The following is a 17044-nucleotide window of genomic DNA, read 5'->3' on the forward strand; positions in this document are numbered from 1 at the left end:
CGCTTAATGATTCGTTCCTTTGCGCCGGCCTGCCCGTGCAGCTGCAGCGGGCACCCACACGCTTATCGTGCCACGGCGGCCCGCCGTGGAACAGGTGCCTCAGGACTGCTGGTGGCAGCCATCTATCGCACCTAAATTAGTAAGCAGAAGAAGCGCCTCCGGCGCCGACCCAACCCCACCATGAAAGGAACGCCATGCCTGTTGTGAAGATCAACGCCATCCACGTCCCCGAAGGCAAGGGCCCGGAGCTCGAGCAGCGATTCGCTGCCCGAGCACACGCCGTCGACGGACAATCTGGATTCGAAGGCTTCCAGCTGCTCCGCCCGATCAAGGGCGATGACCGCTACTTCGTCGTCACCACCTGGTCCACTGAAGAGGACTACCAGAACTGGCGGAACGGCAAGGCCGGCGAACACCACGGCGGCGACAGCTCACCCGTGGCAACTGGTGCGGACCTCCTCGAATTCGAAGTCGTCGAATTCTGACCGCTGCTCTCCTTACTCACCCATGGCGGGCCTCCAATAGGGATGGCCCGCCATCCTTGTTCTAAAGGACGGAGCCTGTCTCGTATCCCTTGGGATAGGAGAGGTCTCGCCACCTAGCGGGCGATCCGGATGACAGTGACTTGAATCCACTGCATTTGCACCAATCCGTCATCGCCCGGAGATTCTCGTAACTATGTCTCGAAACCTTCTGATTGAACTGGTGTATCCACCGTTGGTTACGAGCTGCGGAGCCGCTCCGCGGCGTTGTTGACTTGAGAAAACGGCCTTGTGGCTGGCTTGCTTAGCGGCGGATGATGACCGTGCCGCGGTCGACGCCGCTGTGTCCGACACCCAGGGTGTGCACATTGTGAACACCCCCTTTTTTGCGTTACAGCAGCAACCACGAAGGGGGCAAGGACACCGTCGCTGTAGCCCCGGCTGCTTCAGTCTCCGAATCCGGGAACCCCGGGTCGCGGCGACACTTCGAGTAGATCGAACGTTTTGTCTTCTTCAACGATCGTCATCGCTGCAGTCGCCTCCCGCCAGTCATCTCATGGCGTGACCGGCAGAAACGGACATGACGAACCGGGACGGGTCCCGCTGCCTTGGCGCCAATGGATCTCACGCCGCGAGAGGCTGCAACGTCGCCGGCATTCACCCGAGCACCGAGTCAGGCGCTGCCGTACCAGACTGGTCGGGAACAGCCACGTGGGAGGTGGCTACTAACTGCCTATTGGCTGCTGCAACTCGACCGATTTTTTTCCCTTCTGATCGGCTCTGCAATTTAGCCGGAGCGAGGTATCGCGCTGGTCTGTAATGCCTGGTTACACGTGTGTGACGGTGGTGATGTGGTTGGCGACGGCGTCGGCGAATTCGCTGGTGCCGGCGGTGCCGCCCAGGTCCTTGGTCGTGGTGCCGTCCAGGATGGTGGCTTCGACGGCTTTTTCGACGAGTTCGGCGGCCGCGAGGACTTTCTGGTCGCCGAATTTGGCGCCGAGCCAGCGCAGGAGCATCGCGGACGAGAGGATCATCGCGATCGGGTTGGCGATGTTCTTCCCGGCGATGTCCGGGGCGGACCCGTGGGAGGCCTGGGCCATGGCGCGGGTGTCCGAGGAGTTGATCGACGGGGCCATGCCCAGGGATCCGGCGACTTCCCCGGCGAGGTCCGAGAGGATGTCCCCGAACATGTTTTCGGTGACGATGACGTCGAATTTGTTCGCGCGGCGGACGAGGTGCACGGTCATCGCGTCGATGTGGAAGTCGTTCACGGTCACGTCCGGGTACTGGGCGGCGACCTCATTGCAGACGTCGCGGAACAGGCCGGTGGTCATCTTCAGCACATTGGCTTTGTGCACGATGGTCAGCTGCTTGGACCGGGACTGGGCCAGCTGGAACGCGGAGTGCGCGATGCGTTCGGTCGCGGCGCGGGTGATGATCCCGTGCATGATCGCCACGTCCGGCGTCGGCATGAATTCGCCGGTCCCGGCGAAGGTGTTCCGGTCAGCGTAGAAACCTTCGGTGTTTTCACGCACGATCACCAGGTCGGTGCCTTCGACGATGGCGTTCCCGCCCGGGAAGGCCTTGGACGGGCGGATGTTGGCGAACAGGCCGAAGTGCTTCCGGATCGTGCCGGAGGGGTTCAGCGCGGACTTGTGCGGTTCCGGGTAGGACGCGGAATCGTGCGGGCCCAGGAGCCAGCCGTCAACGTTGTTCAGCGCATCGAGGGTTTCGGCGGGGACGGCGGTGCCGTGGGTGTCGATCGCGGTCCGGCCCAAAGGCAGCTCGGTCCAGTCGATCGCGGGGGCACCCGCTGCGGCCATGGCCGCGTCGAGGATCTTCTCTGACGCCGGCACGATCTCCGGGCCGATGCCATCTCCGTTCAGGACGGCCAGCTGGTACTGCTTGGATTCAGTCACGGTATTTCCTTCTGCTCATTTTCGTGTCTCTGCCCGATCGCAATCTAAGCGGTGACCGGCAGGTGTGATGCTTCAAGGCGGGCATCAACGGCTGCGAGGAACTCTTCGGTTGTGAGCCAGGGCTGTTCCGTTCCAATGAGAAGTGCCAGGTCTTTGGTCATCATTCCGGATTCGACCGTCTTGATGACTACGTCTTCCAAGTTTTCGGCGAAGCGGATCACATCCGGTGTCTGGTCCAGCTTGCCGCGGTGCCGCAGCGCACCGGTCCATGCGAAGATGCAGGCGATGGGGTTCGTGGAGGTGGGCTTACCCTGCTGGTGCTGGCGGTAGTGGCGCGTGATAGTGCCGTGGGCGGCCTCCGCCACGACGGTGCTGCCGTCCGGGGTCATGAGCACGGACGTCATCAGTCCGAGCGAACCGAACCCCTGGGCGACGATGTCTGACTGGACATCGCCGTCGTAGTTCTTGCAGGCCCAAACGTAGCCGCCCTCCCACTTCAGGGCCGAGGCAACCATGTCATCGATCAGCCGGTGTTCGTACCCCAGGCCGGCGGCGTCGAAACGGTCCTTGAACTCGGCCTCGAACACCTCCTGGAACAGGTCCTTGAACTGCCCGTCGTAGGCCTTGAGGATGGTGTTCTTCGTGGACAGGTAGACGGGGTAGTTCCGCTGCAGGCCGTAGGAGAAGGACGCGCGGGCGAAGTCGCGGATGGACTCGTTGAAGTTGTACATGCCCATTGCCACGCCGCCTCCCTCCGGATAAGTGACCACCTCCTGCCGGATCTCCTCCCCGCCATCGGAGGGGGTAAACATCAATGTGAGCGTCCCCGGCCCGGGCACTTTGAAGTTGGTGGCCCGGTATTGGTCGCCAAAGGCGTGCCGGCCAATGATGATGGGTCTGTTCCAGCCGGGAACCAGCCGGGGGATGTTGGAGATGATAATCGGTTCGCGGAACAGGACTCCGCCCAGGACATTGCGGACTGTTCCGTTGGGTGAGGGCCACATCTTCTTGAGCTTGAACTCCTGCACCCGAGCTTCATCGGGTGTGATGGTGGCGCACTTGACGCCTACTTTGTGCTCACGGATGGCGTGGGCGGCATCCAACGTCACCTGGTCATCGGTCGCGTCCCGGTTCGCCAGGCAGAGATCAAAACTCTCCAGCTTGATGTTCAAGTAGGGAGTTATCAGGCGGTCCTTGATGAACTGCCAAAGGATGTGGGTCATTTCGTCGCCGTCGAGCTCAACCACAGAACCCACGACATCAATTTTCTCGAACGCACTCATAATTGTCCTTGCTGTTGGTGCGGCTTCCGGGTGTTTAGGATTTTGGTCTATTGCCTGCGCGCTTGTGCCTGAAGACCATGACGTCGTCGTCCGGAAGGAACATTGCCCGGCCTTTGCCGTTGTCCTGGATCAGCCAGAAAACGCTGCCGTCCAAGGCCAACATGTCCACCCGGCCTGAGGTCAGGGTTTTGCCGTTCGGGTGCACGAGCTCAAGATCGTCCTTGCGGGCGAGCTTTGTCCAGTTCAGTACCGGTTCCAGCTGGGCATGCCGGGGCAGCCCCGACTGAGAGCTGGCCGTTTGACGGTGATGGATTGGCATGAATTGCTCCTTGTTCTGATGGCGCGGGGTGCCGCCATCAGCTGTTCTTGTGGTCCAGGGTCTTGCGGAGAATCATGGGGATGACACCGCCCACGGCCAGGAGTTCGCACTCGAGTCCGGTTTCGACGGCGGCTGTGGCGGTAAAGGGCTCTTCGGTTCCGTCGCTGCGGACAATGGCAGCTACGATGTCGGCGCGGGGGTGGATGCGCTCTTCGCCGGCGTCGAGCCGGATCCGGTCGCCGGGCTCGAGGCTGAGGAGTTTGTCCCTCATATCCGCTGGCATGACGAGCGGGAGGATGCCCATCCCGATGAGGTTGGAACGGTGAATCCGCTCGAAGCTGGCCGCGATGACTGCCCGGACGCCGAGCAGTCGCTGGGCTTTGGCGGCCCAGTCGCGGGAGGAGCCCATGCCGTAGCGCTCCCCTGCCACCATGACGACGGATTCGCCGTCCTCGCGGTACCGCTGGGCGGCGTCCCAGATGGGCATGGTTTCGCCTGAGGGGGTGTGGATGGTCTGCGCGACAGGCGCCTCGGGATGGAGGAGGTTTTTGACGGACTTGTTGTGGAAGGCGCCGCGAACCATGACTTCCCAGTTGCCGCGGCGGGACGCGAAGACGTTCAGATCGGCCCGGTCCTCGCCCCTTTCGACCAAGAAGTCCGCTACATCGCTGTTTGGCGGGATGGCGCTGGCCGGGGAGATGTGGTCGGTGGTGATGTCATCGCCCAAGACCAGCAGCGGATGGGCGGCAAATCGGCCCAGGAGGCTTCCCTCGGTCATCGCCGCGAAGGGGGGCCTGCGCAGGATGGTTGATGCCGGGTCCCAGGGGTACTGGGCGCCGTCCGGGGCTTCGACCCGGCGCCACTGCGGGTCCCGGCTGGCGATGACGAAGTCGCGGCGGAAGTCGGCGGGGTCGTTGGCTATTAATACCAGCGCGTCGATCTCTTCGCGGGTCGGCCAGAGGTCGGTGAGGTAGACCGGGGTGCCGTCCTCCAGGTATTGGAGGGGTTCTGCGCTGAGGTCGCGTTTGGCGTCGCCGGCCAGGGCGAAGGCGACGACAAGGGGCGGGGACATGATGAAGCTGAGTTCGACGTCGGGGTGCACCCGTCCCGGGAAGTTCCGGTTTCCGGAGAGGATGGCCACGGGCTCGCTCCAGCCGTCGTTCTGGGCCTTGGCAACGACCGGTGTCAGGGGCCCGGGGTTGCCGATGCAGGTGGTGCAGCCAAAACCGACAATGTCGAATCCAACGGAGGCGAGGTCCTCCGTCAGGTCAGCGCGCTTTAGGTAGCTGGCAGCCGCGGGAGAACCGGGAGCGAGGGACGTCTTGACCCAAGCGGGGACTTTCATGCCCCGCTTGCGGGCATTCCGGGCCAGCAGCCCGGCGGCGATCAGCAGCCGCGGGTCCGAGGTGTTGGTGCAGCTCGTGATCGCGGCCAGGGCCACGGGGAACTCCGGCAGCGGTCCGGCGCCGGGGCGTTCCGGACCGGCTTCCTGTTCCAGGGCGTTGCGGATGCTGCCGTAGGGCAGGAGGTCCTGGGGGCGGCGGGGGCCGGCGGCGTGCATGGCAATGGAGGACAGGTCGACGTCGATGACCCTGGTGTAGACCGGGCTTGCTTCCGGGTCGAACCAGATGCCTGCCTGCCTGGCGTAGGCCTCGACGAGGCGTGTCTGTTCTGCCGTGCGGCCGGTGCCGGCGAGATAGTCCAGGGCCATTGCATCGATCGGGAAGTATCCCGTTGTGGCGCCGTACTCGGGTGCCATATTCGCGACCACGGCCCGCTCCCCCACCGTCAGAGTGGAAACGCCCGGGCCGAAGAACTCCACAAACTCTCCCGTGACGCCGACTTCGCGAAGGCGGTGGGTGATGGTCAGGGCCAGGTCGGTGGCGAGTGTGCCGGTGCGGAGTTCGCCGGTGAGCCGGACGCCGACGACGTCGGGGATCCGCAAGGTGGCGGGCATGCCGAACATCACGGTCTGGGCTTCCAGACCGCCAACGCCCCAGCCGAGGACTCCGAGGCCGTTGATCATCGGGGTGTGGCTGTCGGTGCCCACCATCATGTCAGGGACAGCCCACCGGGCACCGTCCTTCTCGATCGTGGTCACCACGGTGGCGAGCTGTTCGAGGTTAATGGTGTGCATGATGCCGGTGCCGGGCGGGTTGATGTGGACATCGTTCATCGCCTTCGATGCCCATTTCAGGAACTGGTAGCGTTCCCGGTTCCGGCGGATTTCGTGCTTGATGTTCCGGGCGGCGGCGTCGGCGCGGCCGTATTCTTCCACGGCCAGGGAGTGGTCGATCGATACGTCCACCCGCAGCATCGGGTTCAGTTCCATCGGGTCGGCGGCGCATTCGGCGAGGGTGTCGCGCATGGCGGCGATGTCCACCAGCGCCGGCGTGCTGGTGGTGTCATGCATCAGCACCCGGGTGGGCAGGAACTCGATCTCGGCGGTGCTGGTTCCGGCGTCCAGCCAGCGGCGCAGGGCGTCCATGGCGTGCTCCCGTTCGAGCCCGGTCATGTTCCGCTGGACGTTCTCGGCCAACAGTCTCAGGACGATGGGAAGACGGATATAGTCCGGCCCGAAAGCACCCTCAATGTCTACCGCCCGGAGCACCTCGCCGTTGACTTCGAGGTGGGTTACGGATGGATTGGAACCGGCGGCGGTGGCGATGCTCATGGGGACACTTTCTCGAACAGGATAGGGGCCTGGCTGAATTATAGGCTATAACCTCTGCTGCGAGGGGTAAGGCCGTGGAAGTTTTTTCGGGCCGGCGGGGAAGTTCCTTGGGGCTGACTTCCCCGCCGGGACTGGGCTGCCTAGTGGGTGACAGCCATCAGTTCGGCGACGTCCTTCGAGACGACATTCGCGCGGGGGTATAGGCGCACGGCCTCTGCCGGGACAACGAGACGGACCGCTCCGGTGAGACCGCCGGTGGTGCTGTCCACCAGGATGGTTTTGCTGCCGTATTTAAGGTCGTATTCGTAGCGTGAGCCCACGTAGGAGGTGGTGATGATGTCGGCGTTGAGGACGATGGCATCGGCCGGCAGCTCGGCGCCCCTGTTGGTCAGAAAGACTTTCTCGGGCCGGAAGGCCACGGTGACGAGGTCGCCGGCGGCTGCCTGTTCGCTGACGGCGACGTTGATGGTTTCCGCACTTTCTTCGAGGCGGACGGTTGCTGCGCCCCCGCGGGTGGAGACGACGGTGCCGTCGATGAAGTTGGAGCGGCCGATGAAGGCGGCGACTTCTGCGGTGGAGGGGCGTTCGTAGATTTCGTGGGGCGGGGCGACCTGGAGCATGTGACCGTTGGACATGACGGCGATGCGGTCACTCATGGCCAGGGCTTCTTCCTGGTCGTGTGTGACGTACACGGTGGTGATGCCCAGTTCGGACTGGAGGCGCTTGAGCCAGACGCGGGCCTGTTCTCGGAGCTTGGCGTCCAGGTTGGAGAGTGGCTCATCAAGGAGCAGGACCTTGGGCGAGTAGACCAGGGCCCGGGCCAGGGCGACTCGCTGTTGCTGGCCGCCGGAGAGCTGGTGCGGGTAGCGGTGGGCCAGGTGGGCCAGGCCCACCTTGTCCAGGGCGTCGTGGATCAGGGTTTTCTGCTCGGCCTTGGACACCTTGCGGATGTTCAGCGGCATTGCCAGGTTCTCCGCCAGGGTCATGTGCGGCCAGAGTGCGTAGGACTGGAACACCATGCCCAGGTTACGCTCTTCCGGTGGCACGAACTTGTTGGAGGAGTCATCGACCAGTACGGTTTCTCCGACGGCGATCGAGCCCGAGGTGGGCTGTTCCAGGCCGGCGAGGCAGGACAGGGTGGTGGATTTTCCGCAGCCCGAAGGGCCGAGGAGGGTGAAGAACTCCCCGTCCTTGATGGTGAAGCTGACTTCGTGGAGGACTGTTACTCCTCCGAAGTCTTTGCGGAGGTTCTTGACGGCGACATCAGGCATCTTTCTTACCTTTCATGAGCAGGCCGGCGACGCCGACGAAGACTGCGGTGATTACGATCTGGATGGTGGCCAGGGCGGCAACCGATCCGGTGTTGCCCTGGACCCAGAGCTCGAGCATCGTGGTGCCGATGACGGCCGTATCGGCAGAGCCGAGGAAGATCGCCGGGGAGTATTCCTTCATCATCACGACAAAGGTCAGGACCATGGCGGCGACGAAGGCGGGGGTGAGGAGCTTGACGAGGATGCGGAGGAACATCTTCAGCCAGTCCGCGCCGTTGACGCGGGCGGCGTTGTCCAGCTCCTCCCCGATTTGCATCACGGCCGGAGAAATGGAGCCGAAGGCACTCGGCAGGGCGCGGAGGCCGAAGCCGATGATGATGGCCCAGATGGTGCCCTGAAGCAGGGCGCCCATGTTGAACGGCATAAACGCGAAGGCCCAGAACAGGCCGATGCCGATGATCAGGCCGGGCATGGCCTGCGGGGCCAGGGCCAGGTATTCGATGACCTTGCGGTGCCGGAAGGTGGAACGCTTGGAAACGACGACGGCGACGACGGCCAGGACGCTGACGAGGATAGCGCCGACGCCAGCAACGATGAGGCTGTTGCGGATCGAGCCGGCGTAGGCCGGGAATTCGAAGATGCGCTGGTAGTTGGCCATGGTCAGGGAGGCCAGCGGGTTCTGCAGCGGGGTGAAGATCTTGGTGAACGAACGCATCACCAGGCCGAGGATCGGCACCAGTGCACCGATGACCACGTAGATGGTGATGAAGGCGACGGCGAGCCATTTGATCCATCCCAGGTCCAGCAGGCGCGGCCGGGTGGCCTTGCCCCGGACTGAAACGAAGCGCTTGGCGTCCTTGAGGAGTTTGGCCTGGACGGCGACCAGCAGGACGGTGACCAGCAGGATGATGGCTGAGGCGGCCCCCAGGATCCCGTAGTCGGGATCGATGGACTGTAGGCCGTTTTTGTACAGGAAGGTCGCGAAGACGGTGATATCGACGGGCTGGCCGTACAGCAGCGGGATGGACAGGGTCTCGATGGACATGCTGAAGACCAGCACGGAGCTGTAGACAATCGGCGGGCGCAGCATCGGGATGATGACTGACCACAGAATCCGGAACGGACCTGCGCCCACGGTCTGGGCGGCACCTTCAAGGGACGCATCCGAGTTGCGCAGGGCGTTGGCGCAGAAGAGGTACGCGATGGGGGCCAAGGCGACCGCTTCGGTCAGAGCCATGCCGGGGAGGGTGTAGAGGTCCCATGGCAGGAAGCCCAGGACCCGCTTGACCTGGACACTGACAAAGCCGGCCGGGCCGTACATGGTGATCCAGCCGAAACCCAGGATCAGGGAGGAGATGAAGAACGGCCACTGCATGGCCGCGCCGAAGAACTTCCGTCCCGGGATGCTGGTCCGGATGACCACGATGGCCATCGGGACGGCGATCAGGAGCGTCATGACGGTTGTCATGACGGCAAACAGGATGGTGTTCAGAGCGACGGAGCCGAAGCCGGCTTCGGTAAACAGGCGGGTGTAGTTCTCCAGGGTGAACAGACCGCCCTCCTCGTACAGAGGACGGTCCATCACCGACTGGTAGAGCGTGGGGACCACGGGTGCAAGGACCAGAAGCGCCAGAACGACGATGGTTGCCCAGAAAAGCAGCTGGCTGCGGTCGGCGCCGAGGATTCTTCGGTACTTCGGGGCCGGATATTCCGACCGCTGCGTCGCCACCTGGGCTGGCGGCCTTGTATCAGGGATTGTTGTCATGAGATCTCTTCCGGTCCTTGCTTGCTTGGTCAGTCACAGGTGCTTACTTTTTGAGGCTGTTCCAGCGCTCGGTGAAGGCGGCCGTTTCGGCCTCGGAGACCTTCTCGAAGGGAACGGCGATGATGTTCTCCTGCCCCACTTCCTTGAGGATGTCGGCGTAGGTGTAGGTGAACTCGACGGGCTTGACGCCCTCCCGGAAGGAAGAGAGTCCGCCTTCCTGGATGGCCTGCTGGCCTTCGGCGGAAAGCGTGAAGTCCATGAAGAGCTTTGCAGTGGCAGCGTGCGGGGCCTTGGCGGTGATGCCGAGGCCGCGGGGCAGAACCACGGTGCCGTCATCCGGCAGGGCAATCTTGAACAACCCTGCGGAGTCCTTTACTACCGGGAAGGCCGGAGCGGCGCTGACCAGGGCGCTGGCAGCATATTCGCCGGCCAGGACCTTCTCAGTGGCCGAGGAGCTCTCGGGGCGGGAAATGGGAAGGATCGTGGCCAGGGAGTCCCAGGCTTCCGGCTTGGCCTTGGTCAGGGCATGGAAGATCGTGAACCCGAAGGCGCCCTTGATGTCACGGATACCGATCTTGTCCTGGAACTGCGACGGGTTGGCCTTGACCTGCTTCGCCAGTGAGGCCAGGCCGGTCGGCGCCTCGGTCACCAGCGCGGTGTTGTAGGTGACCGTCATCGCATCGGCGGACATTGCAGTCACGCCCGGCAGCAGGTTGGCGAACTCCGGAACCTTCGTCAGCTCCGGGGAGGTGTACTGCGTCAGGACATCTCCGCGTTCGGCGAAGTCGGCCCAGGCCCCGGCCGCGTTGGTGACCAGGAGGTCGGCGGGAGAGTTGCCGGTGGCGTTTTCACTCAATACCCGCTGGAACACCTCGTCCGAGCCAAGGTTGTTCGCGGAGATTTCCTTGATAAACGGGTACTTCTTCTTGAAGTCCCGGAACACCGGCGCCCAGTTTTCCTGGTCGGTGTTCGAGTAGATGGTAAGTGCGCCACCCTCCTTTTCTGCCGCGGCGACAAGGTCCTTGTAGTCGGCCGGGTAGTAGTCGGGGTACTGCCCCGCGGCGATCGAATTCTCCGGAGCGGGAGTCCCTGCAGGGGCCGAGCCTCCGCAGGCAGTCATTGCGAGGGCGAGGGCCGAGGCCACCCCTGCTGCGGCGTACCTAGTGAACATCCGCGACCGGGACTGGGAGGTAGAGCGTGGTTTGGACGCCGTCATGGCTGTCTCTCCTTTGAGCAAAGCAACGGGATGTGGCGAAGGAAACACGGGACGTGATCCGACTCACAGAACTATAGCTTATAACCTATAGGTCATTGTCAAGCGCGTGTTCCTCTTGACTTGATCTGGATCGCCATCTATTTTTATTACAGCCTATAACCTATAGGGGTCTTCTAAGGGCCTGACCAGGAGATTTCATGAGCGTCAAAGACGACCCGGGTCAAGCACTTTTCGAGAAAAGGACCGTCCGCAAGATCACGATGCGGATCATTCCGTTCATGTTTTTGCTCTACATCGTCAACTACATCGATCGGGCAAACATCGGCTACGCATCGCTGCAGATGAACGCCGAACTCGGTTTGACGAGCCAGGCCTTCGGGCTGGCGGCGGGCCTGTTCTTCATCGGGTACTTCCTCTTTGAAGTCCCCAGCAACATCGCCCTCGCCAAGTTCGGTGCCAGGCGCTGGATCGCCCGGATTCTCGTTACGTGGGGCATCCTCGCGGTTGCTATGGGCTTTGTGCAGAACGACATCCAGCTGTACATCATCCGGTTCCTGCTCGGCGTCGCCGAAGCGGGGTTCTTCCCCGGCATCATCATCTACTTGAGCGTCTGGTTCCGGGGCAAAGAGCTGGCGACCACCATTGCACTGTTCGTCGCATCCATCCCGGTGTCCTACATCATCGCCTCCCCCCTCAGCACCTGGATCATGCACACCATCGGCTGGGCCGACATGAGCGGGTGGCGCTGGATGTTCATCCTCGAGGGCCTCCCGGCGGTCATCCTCGGCGTCGTCTGCTACTTCGTCCTCACCGAGCGCCCCAAAGACGCCAAATGGCTCACCGCCAAGGAACGCGACTGGATCAGCGCGGAACTGGAGAGCGAGCAGGCGGCAAAGAAGGGCACCACGATTCACCCGGGCATCTGGAAGACCCTGGCAAACCCCAAGGTCCTCTACCTGGGTGCCATCTACTTCGTCTACCAGGTGGGCAGCCTGGGCGTCGGCTACTGGCTCCCCCAGATCATCAAAGGCCTTTCCAAGACCCTGGACACGACCCAGATCGGCCTCATCGGCATGATCCCCTACATCGTTGCGACCGTGGCCATGATCTGGTGGCCCCGCCGTTCAGACCGTAAGAACGAACGCAAAATGCACAGCTACATTCCCATGGGCGTCGCCGCCGTCGCCATGTTCCTGGCCGCCAACCTGGAATCGCCCTTCCTGGTCATCGCCTCCATCAGCATCGCCCTGGCCGGCCTCTACGCCTTCAAATCCCCATTCTGGGCCGTTCCCAGCCAGTTCCTCTCCGTCGCCACCGCCGGAACCGCCATCGCGGCGATCAACTCCATCGGCAACCTGGGCGGATTCGTCGGCCCGTTCGCACAGGGAATGATCGTCGACGCAACCGGCTCCCAGACAGCAGGTCTGTACTTCTTTGCCGGCCTCCTGGTGGTCTCCACCGCCATGATGGTCGCCGTCCGGCTCCGCAAGTCCGAATCCCCGACGGAGACTCCGGTTGAGAACGCCGCAGTCGAGGGGGTCCGCTGAGGTGGATGCCCCCAAGCTTGCCTATGTCGGATCCCGAACCACGCCTGAACGAGGCACCGGCGCCGGCATCAGCAGCTTCATCATCACCGACAGCCGGTGGACCCTCCTGGCGGAGACACCGGCCGTCAACCCCGGATTCCTCGTCCTCGATCCGGTCTCCGAGGTGCTCCATGCATCGGCCGGAGACCACGATTACATCACCTCCTACCGGGCAGACAGTGACGGGAAGCTGAAAGAGCTGGGCCGCCAGCCCACCCTGGGAACGAACCCGGCGCATACATGCCTGGATCCCAGCGGCAGGTATGTCCTGGTGGCCAACCACACCAGCGGCTCTGTGGTCAGCCTGCCCATCCTCCCCGACGGGTCCCTAGGACCGGTTGCCGGGCAACTGAAATTCACCGGAGACCCAGGCCCGCACCGCACTGACCAAACCGGCGCGAAACCCCACCAAGTGGTGTTCTCCCCCGCCGGGGACTATTTCCTCGTCCCCGACAAAGGCCTGGACACCATCTTCACCTGTACGCTCGACACCGAAACCGGCCGTCTTGAGTTTGCAGGACGCCTCCGCCTGCGTGAGTTCAGCGGACCCCGGCATCTGGTCTTTCACCCACATCTCGCGCTGGCCTACGCCATCAACGAACTCAACTCCACTGTCACAGTCCTAGACTGCGGCTCCCCGGAAAACCTTTGCCCCGTGCAATACCTCCCGACCGTCGAAGACTCCGACACCAGGGACAGCAGAGCGGCAGAAGTAGTAATCAGTGCCGACGGGCGGTTCCTCTACGCCAGTAACCGCAGCGGTGCAGGAGACAAAACCCCCGGAGGGCCAGGGGATGACACTATTGCCGTCTACGCCGTGAAAGAAGACGGCACCCTCTCCCCCGCAACGTGGACCACAAGCGGCGGAATCCGTCCACGCTTCATCACGCTTAGCGGGGACGGCAAGACCCTTTATGCTGCGAATGAGAAAAGCGGAACGATCGAAGCGATCGGAATCGACGCGGATTCCGGTCTCCCGCGGACAGGACGCCAGGTTGCGCAAACCGGCTCCCCGGTTTGCATCGTCTTTGCCACTAGTTTTGAGGGATACACCCAAAGCCTCGCAGTACTATAGGACATAGCCTATCCGGAATTGCCCTCGGCAGCCCCCCGGAAAGGCCCTCACGAACAAGGAGTAACGGTGGCAAACCCGGCCGTAGCACTATCCAAAAACGCCTACGCCTACGAAGAACTGCGCCGCCAAATACTGACCGGGGATATTCCTCAGGGCTCGGTCCTCAACCAAGCACAGCTGGCACAGGAAATCGGGGTCAGCACCACCCCTTTGCGTGAAGCCCTCCGACGCCTCGCCGCGGAAGGACTCGTTCAGCTCGAATCGCACCGCGACGCCCGGGTTGCCTCGCTCACCGCAGACGAGGCACGAGACCTCTACGTCATCCGCGAAAACCTGGACCCCCTGGCAGCAGGCCTCGCGGCCGAGAGCAGAACACCCGCAGACATCGCCAATATCCAGGCTGCCCTGGAGCAACTGACACCCCTGCACGACGCGGCCGACCTCGGGGCAATGACCGTTCACCGCGAATTCCACCGTGCCATCTACAACGCATCGCACAACCCCCTCCTGATCGGCATCCTGGAAGGTCTGTGGGACAAAGCAGACCGCTACCGCCAGATCGGACTGCAAAGCCAGAAAGACTCCGAAAAAGACCGGATCCGCGTCCAGGAAGAACACATCCAAATCGCCGACGCAGTCGTTGCTGGCGACGCCATCCGCGCCCGGGAAATCATGCACCGACACGTTGTAGGCAGCCTCGGCCGGAGAGCCATCTCGGTGCTAGCGACCAGATAGCTCGACTGCCAGCTGGACCTGGACACAGGAGGACCAGTGATGGATCGGCGGCGTGGTCCGATGGTTCGTGCTGAGCCGCATGTCGAAGGGCTTGATGATCTCGTCGGGGTGGACTCGGCCTTGCTATGTAGCCATGTACACACCTGCGCGACAGCCTCTGGAGGCCGTTCCCGCAGCACATCCTCATGCACGAACCAATGTTTTCCGCCGGCTTGCAACGGTCGTGGAAATGGTGTCCCCGGCGGATATTTGGGACGAGATGGCGCGCACCACCTTGACTCCGATGAAAGGGCGGGGGAAGGAGCATGAAAATCACAGGGCCACTTGATGACAACGAGATCCCCAAGTACCTGCACGCCCTGGGCATACCGGGCATGGCGGATATACATGTGCATTTCCTCCCGGAGCCGATGATGCGCAAGGTCTGGACGTACTTCGACGGTGCAGAGGAGAACTACGGGCGGCCGTGGCATCCAATATCGCACGGATGAGCAATCTCGGCCGGCACGATTACGCGACTTCGGGCTCAAAGCCATCCCGGCGTTGTCTTACGCGCACAAACCTGGCATGGCCCAGTGGCTCAATGACTGGAACTTGGACTTCTCCCGGCGCATTCCGGATGCTCTGCACTGCGCCACCCTCTACCCCGAACACGGTGTTGGTAGGTACGTGTGCGAGGCCATAGACGGCGGAGCTCAGCTGTTCAAAGTCCACGTCAAGGTCGGCGGGTTCGCGCCCGAGAGCCCGCTCCTTGACGAGGCGTGGGAAGCTCTCGAGAACTCGGCCATCCCGGTCGTGATCCAGCCGGGTCGGCCCCGCTGGCCGCGATCAAAGCGCATCTTGGCCTCCGGAGAGGGATCCTCTAACGGGCGGCAGGGTGCCACTTAGCGCTGCGAAAACGACGCCACTTACCCCTGCAATTCACTGGAACCCTGGAATCGCGCGTACCCCGCCCGCAAAACTGTCCCGCTCAGCTCGGAGAATCGCGACAGTTGCACCCGCGCATCATTGGCTGCGTCCGGGTCTGCACCAACGAACAGGACCTGGCAGCGAAAGGCCCTTAAGGGGCTGGGCGTCCCTCGAGGGCCTGATCAATGGTGACCACGGCGTGACCGGCAGGAACAATGAACGGCCGGGACCGAACGAAGCCCTGGCGGCTGGCCGGGCCGGCGGCGCCCCGGTCGTCGCCAAGCCCGACCGGTTCGCCCGGCCCTACCCGATGCTCGAGAACATCATCGAGGGCATGACGAGAGTTCCCCAGGAGTTCCGGCGGCCGACCGGGACGATCACGAGAAAGTCGCAGCAAGTCATGCAGTTCCCGGCGCTCCCGGCCATGAAGGAGTAGGCAGCAACACCGCTGTCCAAGTCAAGAGAAGGAGCCGCCAGACCGCAACGGCCACCAACAAAAATGGGCCCCCGCAGGGCCCATAAAGGAGATTTGTACACATTCAGCGGCCACAAGCGCCTGAACAGGGAAAACACGTGCCCGAGGTGGGACTCGAACTGCATTCCGGGCCTTGAAAACACTGGGAACGCGCGAAAACACGCGGAATCCGAAGTAGTCCGAGGACTGTACGAGGCAGTTCGAGACGAAAAGCGTGGACAATGTCCACACCCTCCTTAGAGCCCAAATTCTCGAACTTGGTGGTCCTCTTCTGGGAGAATCCATAGCGGGCGAGGGTTGTCTTGAAAAGCTGTTGTTCTTCAAGACGCTAGGCTGCCGAACTAAGAAATGTGTTTGCTTCCGGCCTCGCACTAATCATCTCGGGCCGACGCCCTCTCACCTGTCTCATAACTAAGGATGAGTACCCGATTTTTGCTACGAAGTTATGAGACATAGTTACGAGAATCGCCCTTGCCATCGCGCGTCCAAGATTCGGTAGAGAATCTGCGGCTGTGGAGGGCAGACGTCTATTCGCTCGTTGAGGCGTCTCGTTCCCAAGGGTTTCGAGACAGTCGGGTGTGTAGCGTTTAGGGCACCTTCACCGGGCATTTTTGCGGGCGGGGTATACGGGACACCTCAAACTCCACCCCTGTAAAACCGCACGTCAAAGCAGGGTTGTCGCGGTAAGGGACAGGCTTACGAACGCTGGTGGCTCGCTGTGATCGCTGAGCGGCGATGTTGGCCTCCGCGAGACGACAGGGTCGAGGTAGATAAGGTTCCTATTTGTATTGCCTTGAACCTTTCGGCCGCCGTCGCCACCAGGGTCGTTGACGCAACTCGGCCTGCGCGTGGGCGAGCAGGAGTTGAGTCTCGCGAAGAAGTTCTAGCGACGTCTCTTGAATTTCTCGCGACGCATCCGTCGCCGCCTCTGCCTTCTCTGCCGCACGGCGGGGCAGGAGAAATTCGATAAGAAGCGTTGCTGCGGTGCCGAGCAAGACGCCTGACAGCACCAGTAGGAATTGCGCCATGGATCGCATCTCGGGAACGGTCCAGCGGACGACGAAGCCGTAAGCGATTGCGGGGAGGCGAGCTATCCGCTGATCCAGGTTGTCAGCCACCCACGGACCCTTGGGACGAAGGGAGAATTGCACGACCGCGACCCTTCCGATGTCGTTTAGGAGGACAGAGATCGTTTGCTGGTCAGGGGGGTCTGCGATGCCGTTCTGCGTCGAGTGGAGACCTCGTGAGGGCACAGGCCAGACCCTCCCTCCTGCCGGAGGAGGGCAGGTGACGGGGTGGTGGGAGCAAGCGCTTACTTGACGGCTCCCCGAAATC

Annotated in this window: 15 protein-coding genes; 7 read left to right on the top strand and 8 right to left on the bottom strand. The window is 62.6% G+C overall.

The features are described 5' to 3' along the window. Positions 1-194 precede the first annotated feature (194 nt). Positions 195-485, top strand: coding sequence for an antibiotic biosynthesis monooxygenase family protein (locus tag BM372_RS12030; protein ID WP_090955502.1), 291 nt, complete (start codon positions 195-197; stop codon positions 483-485). Between the two features lie 824 nt (positions 486-1309). Here BM372_RS12030 and BM372_RS12035 read toward each other — a convergent pair. From BM372_RS12035 to BM372_RS12065, 7 genes are all read right to left on the bottom strand, one after another. Then, entirely contained in the window at positions 1310-2401 is a 1092-nt protein-coding gene (locus tag BM372_RS12035) for an isocitrate/isopropylmalate dehydrogenase family protein (RefSeq protein ID WP_090955504.1), read from the bottom strand. A 44-nt stretch (positions 2402-2445) separates the two neighbouring features. Beyond that, the gene (locus tag BM372_RS12040) at positions 2446-3684 is read right to left on the bottom strand and encodes an NADP-dependent isocitrate dehydrogenase (protein ID WP_090955506.1); all 1239 of its coding nucleotides are present in this window, start codon (positions 3682-3684) and stop codon (positions 2446-2448) included. Positions 3685-3718: 34 nt separating this feature from the next. Then, entirely contained in the window at positions 3719-4003 is a 285-nt protein-coding gene (locus tag BM372_RS12045; RefSeq protein WP_090955508.1) for a hypothetical protein, read from the bottom strand. A 37-nt stretch (positions 4004-4040) separates the two neighbouring features. Beyond that, complete coding sequence (gene acnA, locus BM372_RS12050; RefSeq protein ID WP_090955510.1) at positions 4041-6677, bottom strand: aconitate hydratase AcnA; 2637 nt, start codon at positions 6675-6677, stop codon at positions 4041-4043. Positions 6678-6817: 140 nt separating this feature from the next. Continuing rightward, positions 6818-7948 carry an ABC transporter ATP-binding protein gene (locus tag BM372_RS12055; protein ID WP_090955512.1) on the bottom strand — a complete coding sequence of 377 codons (1131 nt, stop codon included), beginning with the start codon at positions 7946-7948 and terminating at the stop codon, positions 6818-6820. Next, complete coding sequence (locus BM372_RS12060; protein WP_090955514.1) at positions 7941-9713, bottom strand: ABC transporter permease; 1773 nt, start codon at positions 9711-9713, stop codon at positions 7941-7943. The genes BM372_RS12055 and BM372_RS12060 overlap by 8 nt, the downstream gene beginning before the upstream one ends. A 43-nt stretch (positions 9714-9756) precedes the next feature. Continuing rightward, a complete protein-coding gene (locus tag BM372_RS12065; protein ID WP_090955516.1) occupies positions 9757-10929 on the bottom strand; it encodes an ABC transporter substrate-binding protein in 1173 nt (390 codons plus the stop codon). A gap of 197 nt (positions 10930-11126) precedes the next feature. Between BM372_RS12065 and BM372_RS12070 the strand changes: the two genes are divergently transcribed. The 6 genes from BM372_RS12070 to BM372_RS12095 all read left to right on the top strand — a co-directional run bounded on the left by BM372_RS12070 (position 11127) and on the right by BM372_RS12095 (position 15670). Beyond that, the gene (locus BM372_RS12070; RefSeq protein WP_090955518.1) at positions 11127-12476 is read left to right on the top strand and encodes an MFS transporter; all 1350 of its coding nucleotides are present in this window, start codon (positions 11127-11129) and stop codon (positions 12474-12476) included. A gap of 1 nt (position 12477) precedes the next feature. Continuing rightward, entirely contained in the window at positions 12478-13590 is a 1113-nt protein-coding gene (locus tag BM372_RS12075) for a lactonase family protein (protein ID WP_090955520.1), read from the top strand. Between the two features lie 66 nt (positions 13591-13656). Further along, complete coding sequence (locus BM372_RS12080; RefSeq protein WP_090955522.1) at positions 13657-14325, top strand: GntR family transcriptional regulator; 669 nt, start codon at positions 13657-13659, stop codon at positions 14323-14325. Positions 14326-14630: 305 nt separating this feature from the next. Further along, on the top strand, positions 14631-14816 hold the full coding sequence (locus tag BM372_RS12085) for a hypothetical protein (protein ID WP_090955524.1): 186 nt from the start codon (positions 14631-14633) through the stop codon (positions 14814-14816). A 76-nt stretch (positions 14817-14892) separates the two neighbouring features. Continuing rightward, the gene (locus BM372_RS12090; protein WP_090955526.1) at positions 14893-15213 is read left to right on the top strand and encodes an amidohydrolase family protein; all 321 of its coding nucleotides are present in this window, start codon (positions 14893-14895) and stop codon (positions 15211-15213) included. Positions 15214-15433: 220 nt separating this feature from the next. Further along, on the top strand, positions 15434-15670 hold the full coding sequence (locus BM372_RS12095; RefSeq protein ID WP_090955529.1) for a hypothetical protein: 237 nt from the start codon (positions 15434-15436) through the stop codon (positions 15668-15670). Between the two features lie 818 nt (positions 15671-16488). Here BM372_RS12095 and BM372_RS12100 read toward each other — a convergent pair. Further along, entirely contained in the window at positions 16489-16827 is a 339-nt protein-coding gene (locus BM372_RS12100; protein ID WP_143111473.1) for a hypothetical protein, read from the bottom strand. Positions 16828-17044: the final 217 nt, after the last annotated feature.

This window comes from Arthrobacter sp. ov118 (assembly GCF_900116495.1).
GTDB lineage: Bacteria > Actinomycetota > Actinomycetes > Actinomycetales > Micrococcaceae > Arthrobacter.

Coding starts and splice junctions, on each gene's coding strand:
- BM372_RS12030 (WP_090955502.1), top strand. CDS start 195: ATGCCTGTTGTGAAGATCAACGCCATCCACGTCCCCGAAGGCAAGGGC.
- BM372_RS12040 (WP_090955506.1), bottom strand. CDS start 3,684: ATGAGTGCGTTCGAGAAAATTGATGTCGTGGGTTCTGTGGTTGAGCTC.
- BM372_RS12045 (WP_090955508.1), bottom strand. CDS start 4,003: ATGCCAATCCATCACCGTCAAACGGCCAGCTCTCAGTCGGGGCTGCCC.
- acnA (WP_090955510.1), bottom strand. CDS start 6,677: ATGAGCATCGCCACCGCCGCCGGTTCCAATCCATCCGTAACCCACCTC.
- BM372_RS12055 (WP_090955512.1), bottom strand. CDS start 7,948: ATGCCTGATGTCGCCGTCAAGAACCTCCGCAAAGACTTCGGAGGAGTA.
- BM372_RS12060 (WP_090955514.1), bottom strand. CDS start 9,713: ATGACAACAATCCCTGATACAAGGCCGCCAGCCCAGGTGGCGACGCAG.
- BM372_RS12065 (WP_090955516.1), bottom strand. CDS start 10,929: ATGACGGCGTCCAAACCACGCTCTACCTCCCAGTCCCGGTCGCGGATG.
- BM372_RS12070 (WP_090955518.1), top strand. CDS start 11,127: ATGAGCGTCAAAGACGACCCGGGTCAAGCACTTTTCGAGAAAAGGACC.
- BM372_RS12085 (WP_090955524.1), top strand. CDS start 14,631: ATGAAAATCACAGGGCCACTTGATGACAACGAGATCCCCAAGTACCTG.
- BM372_RS12090 (WP_090955526.1), top strand. CDS start 14,893: ATGGCCCAGTGGCTCAATGACTGGAACTTGGACTTCTCCCGGCGCATT.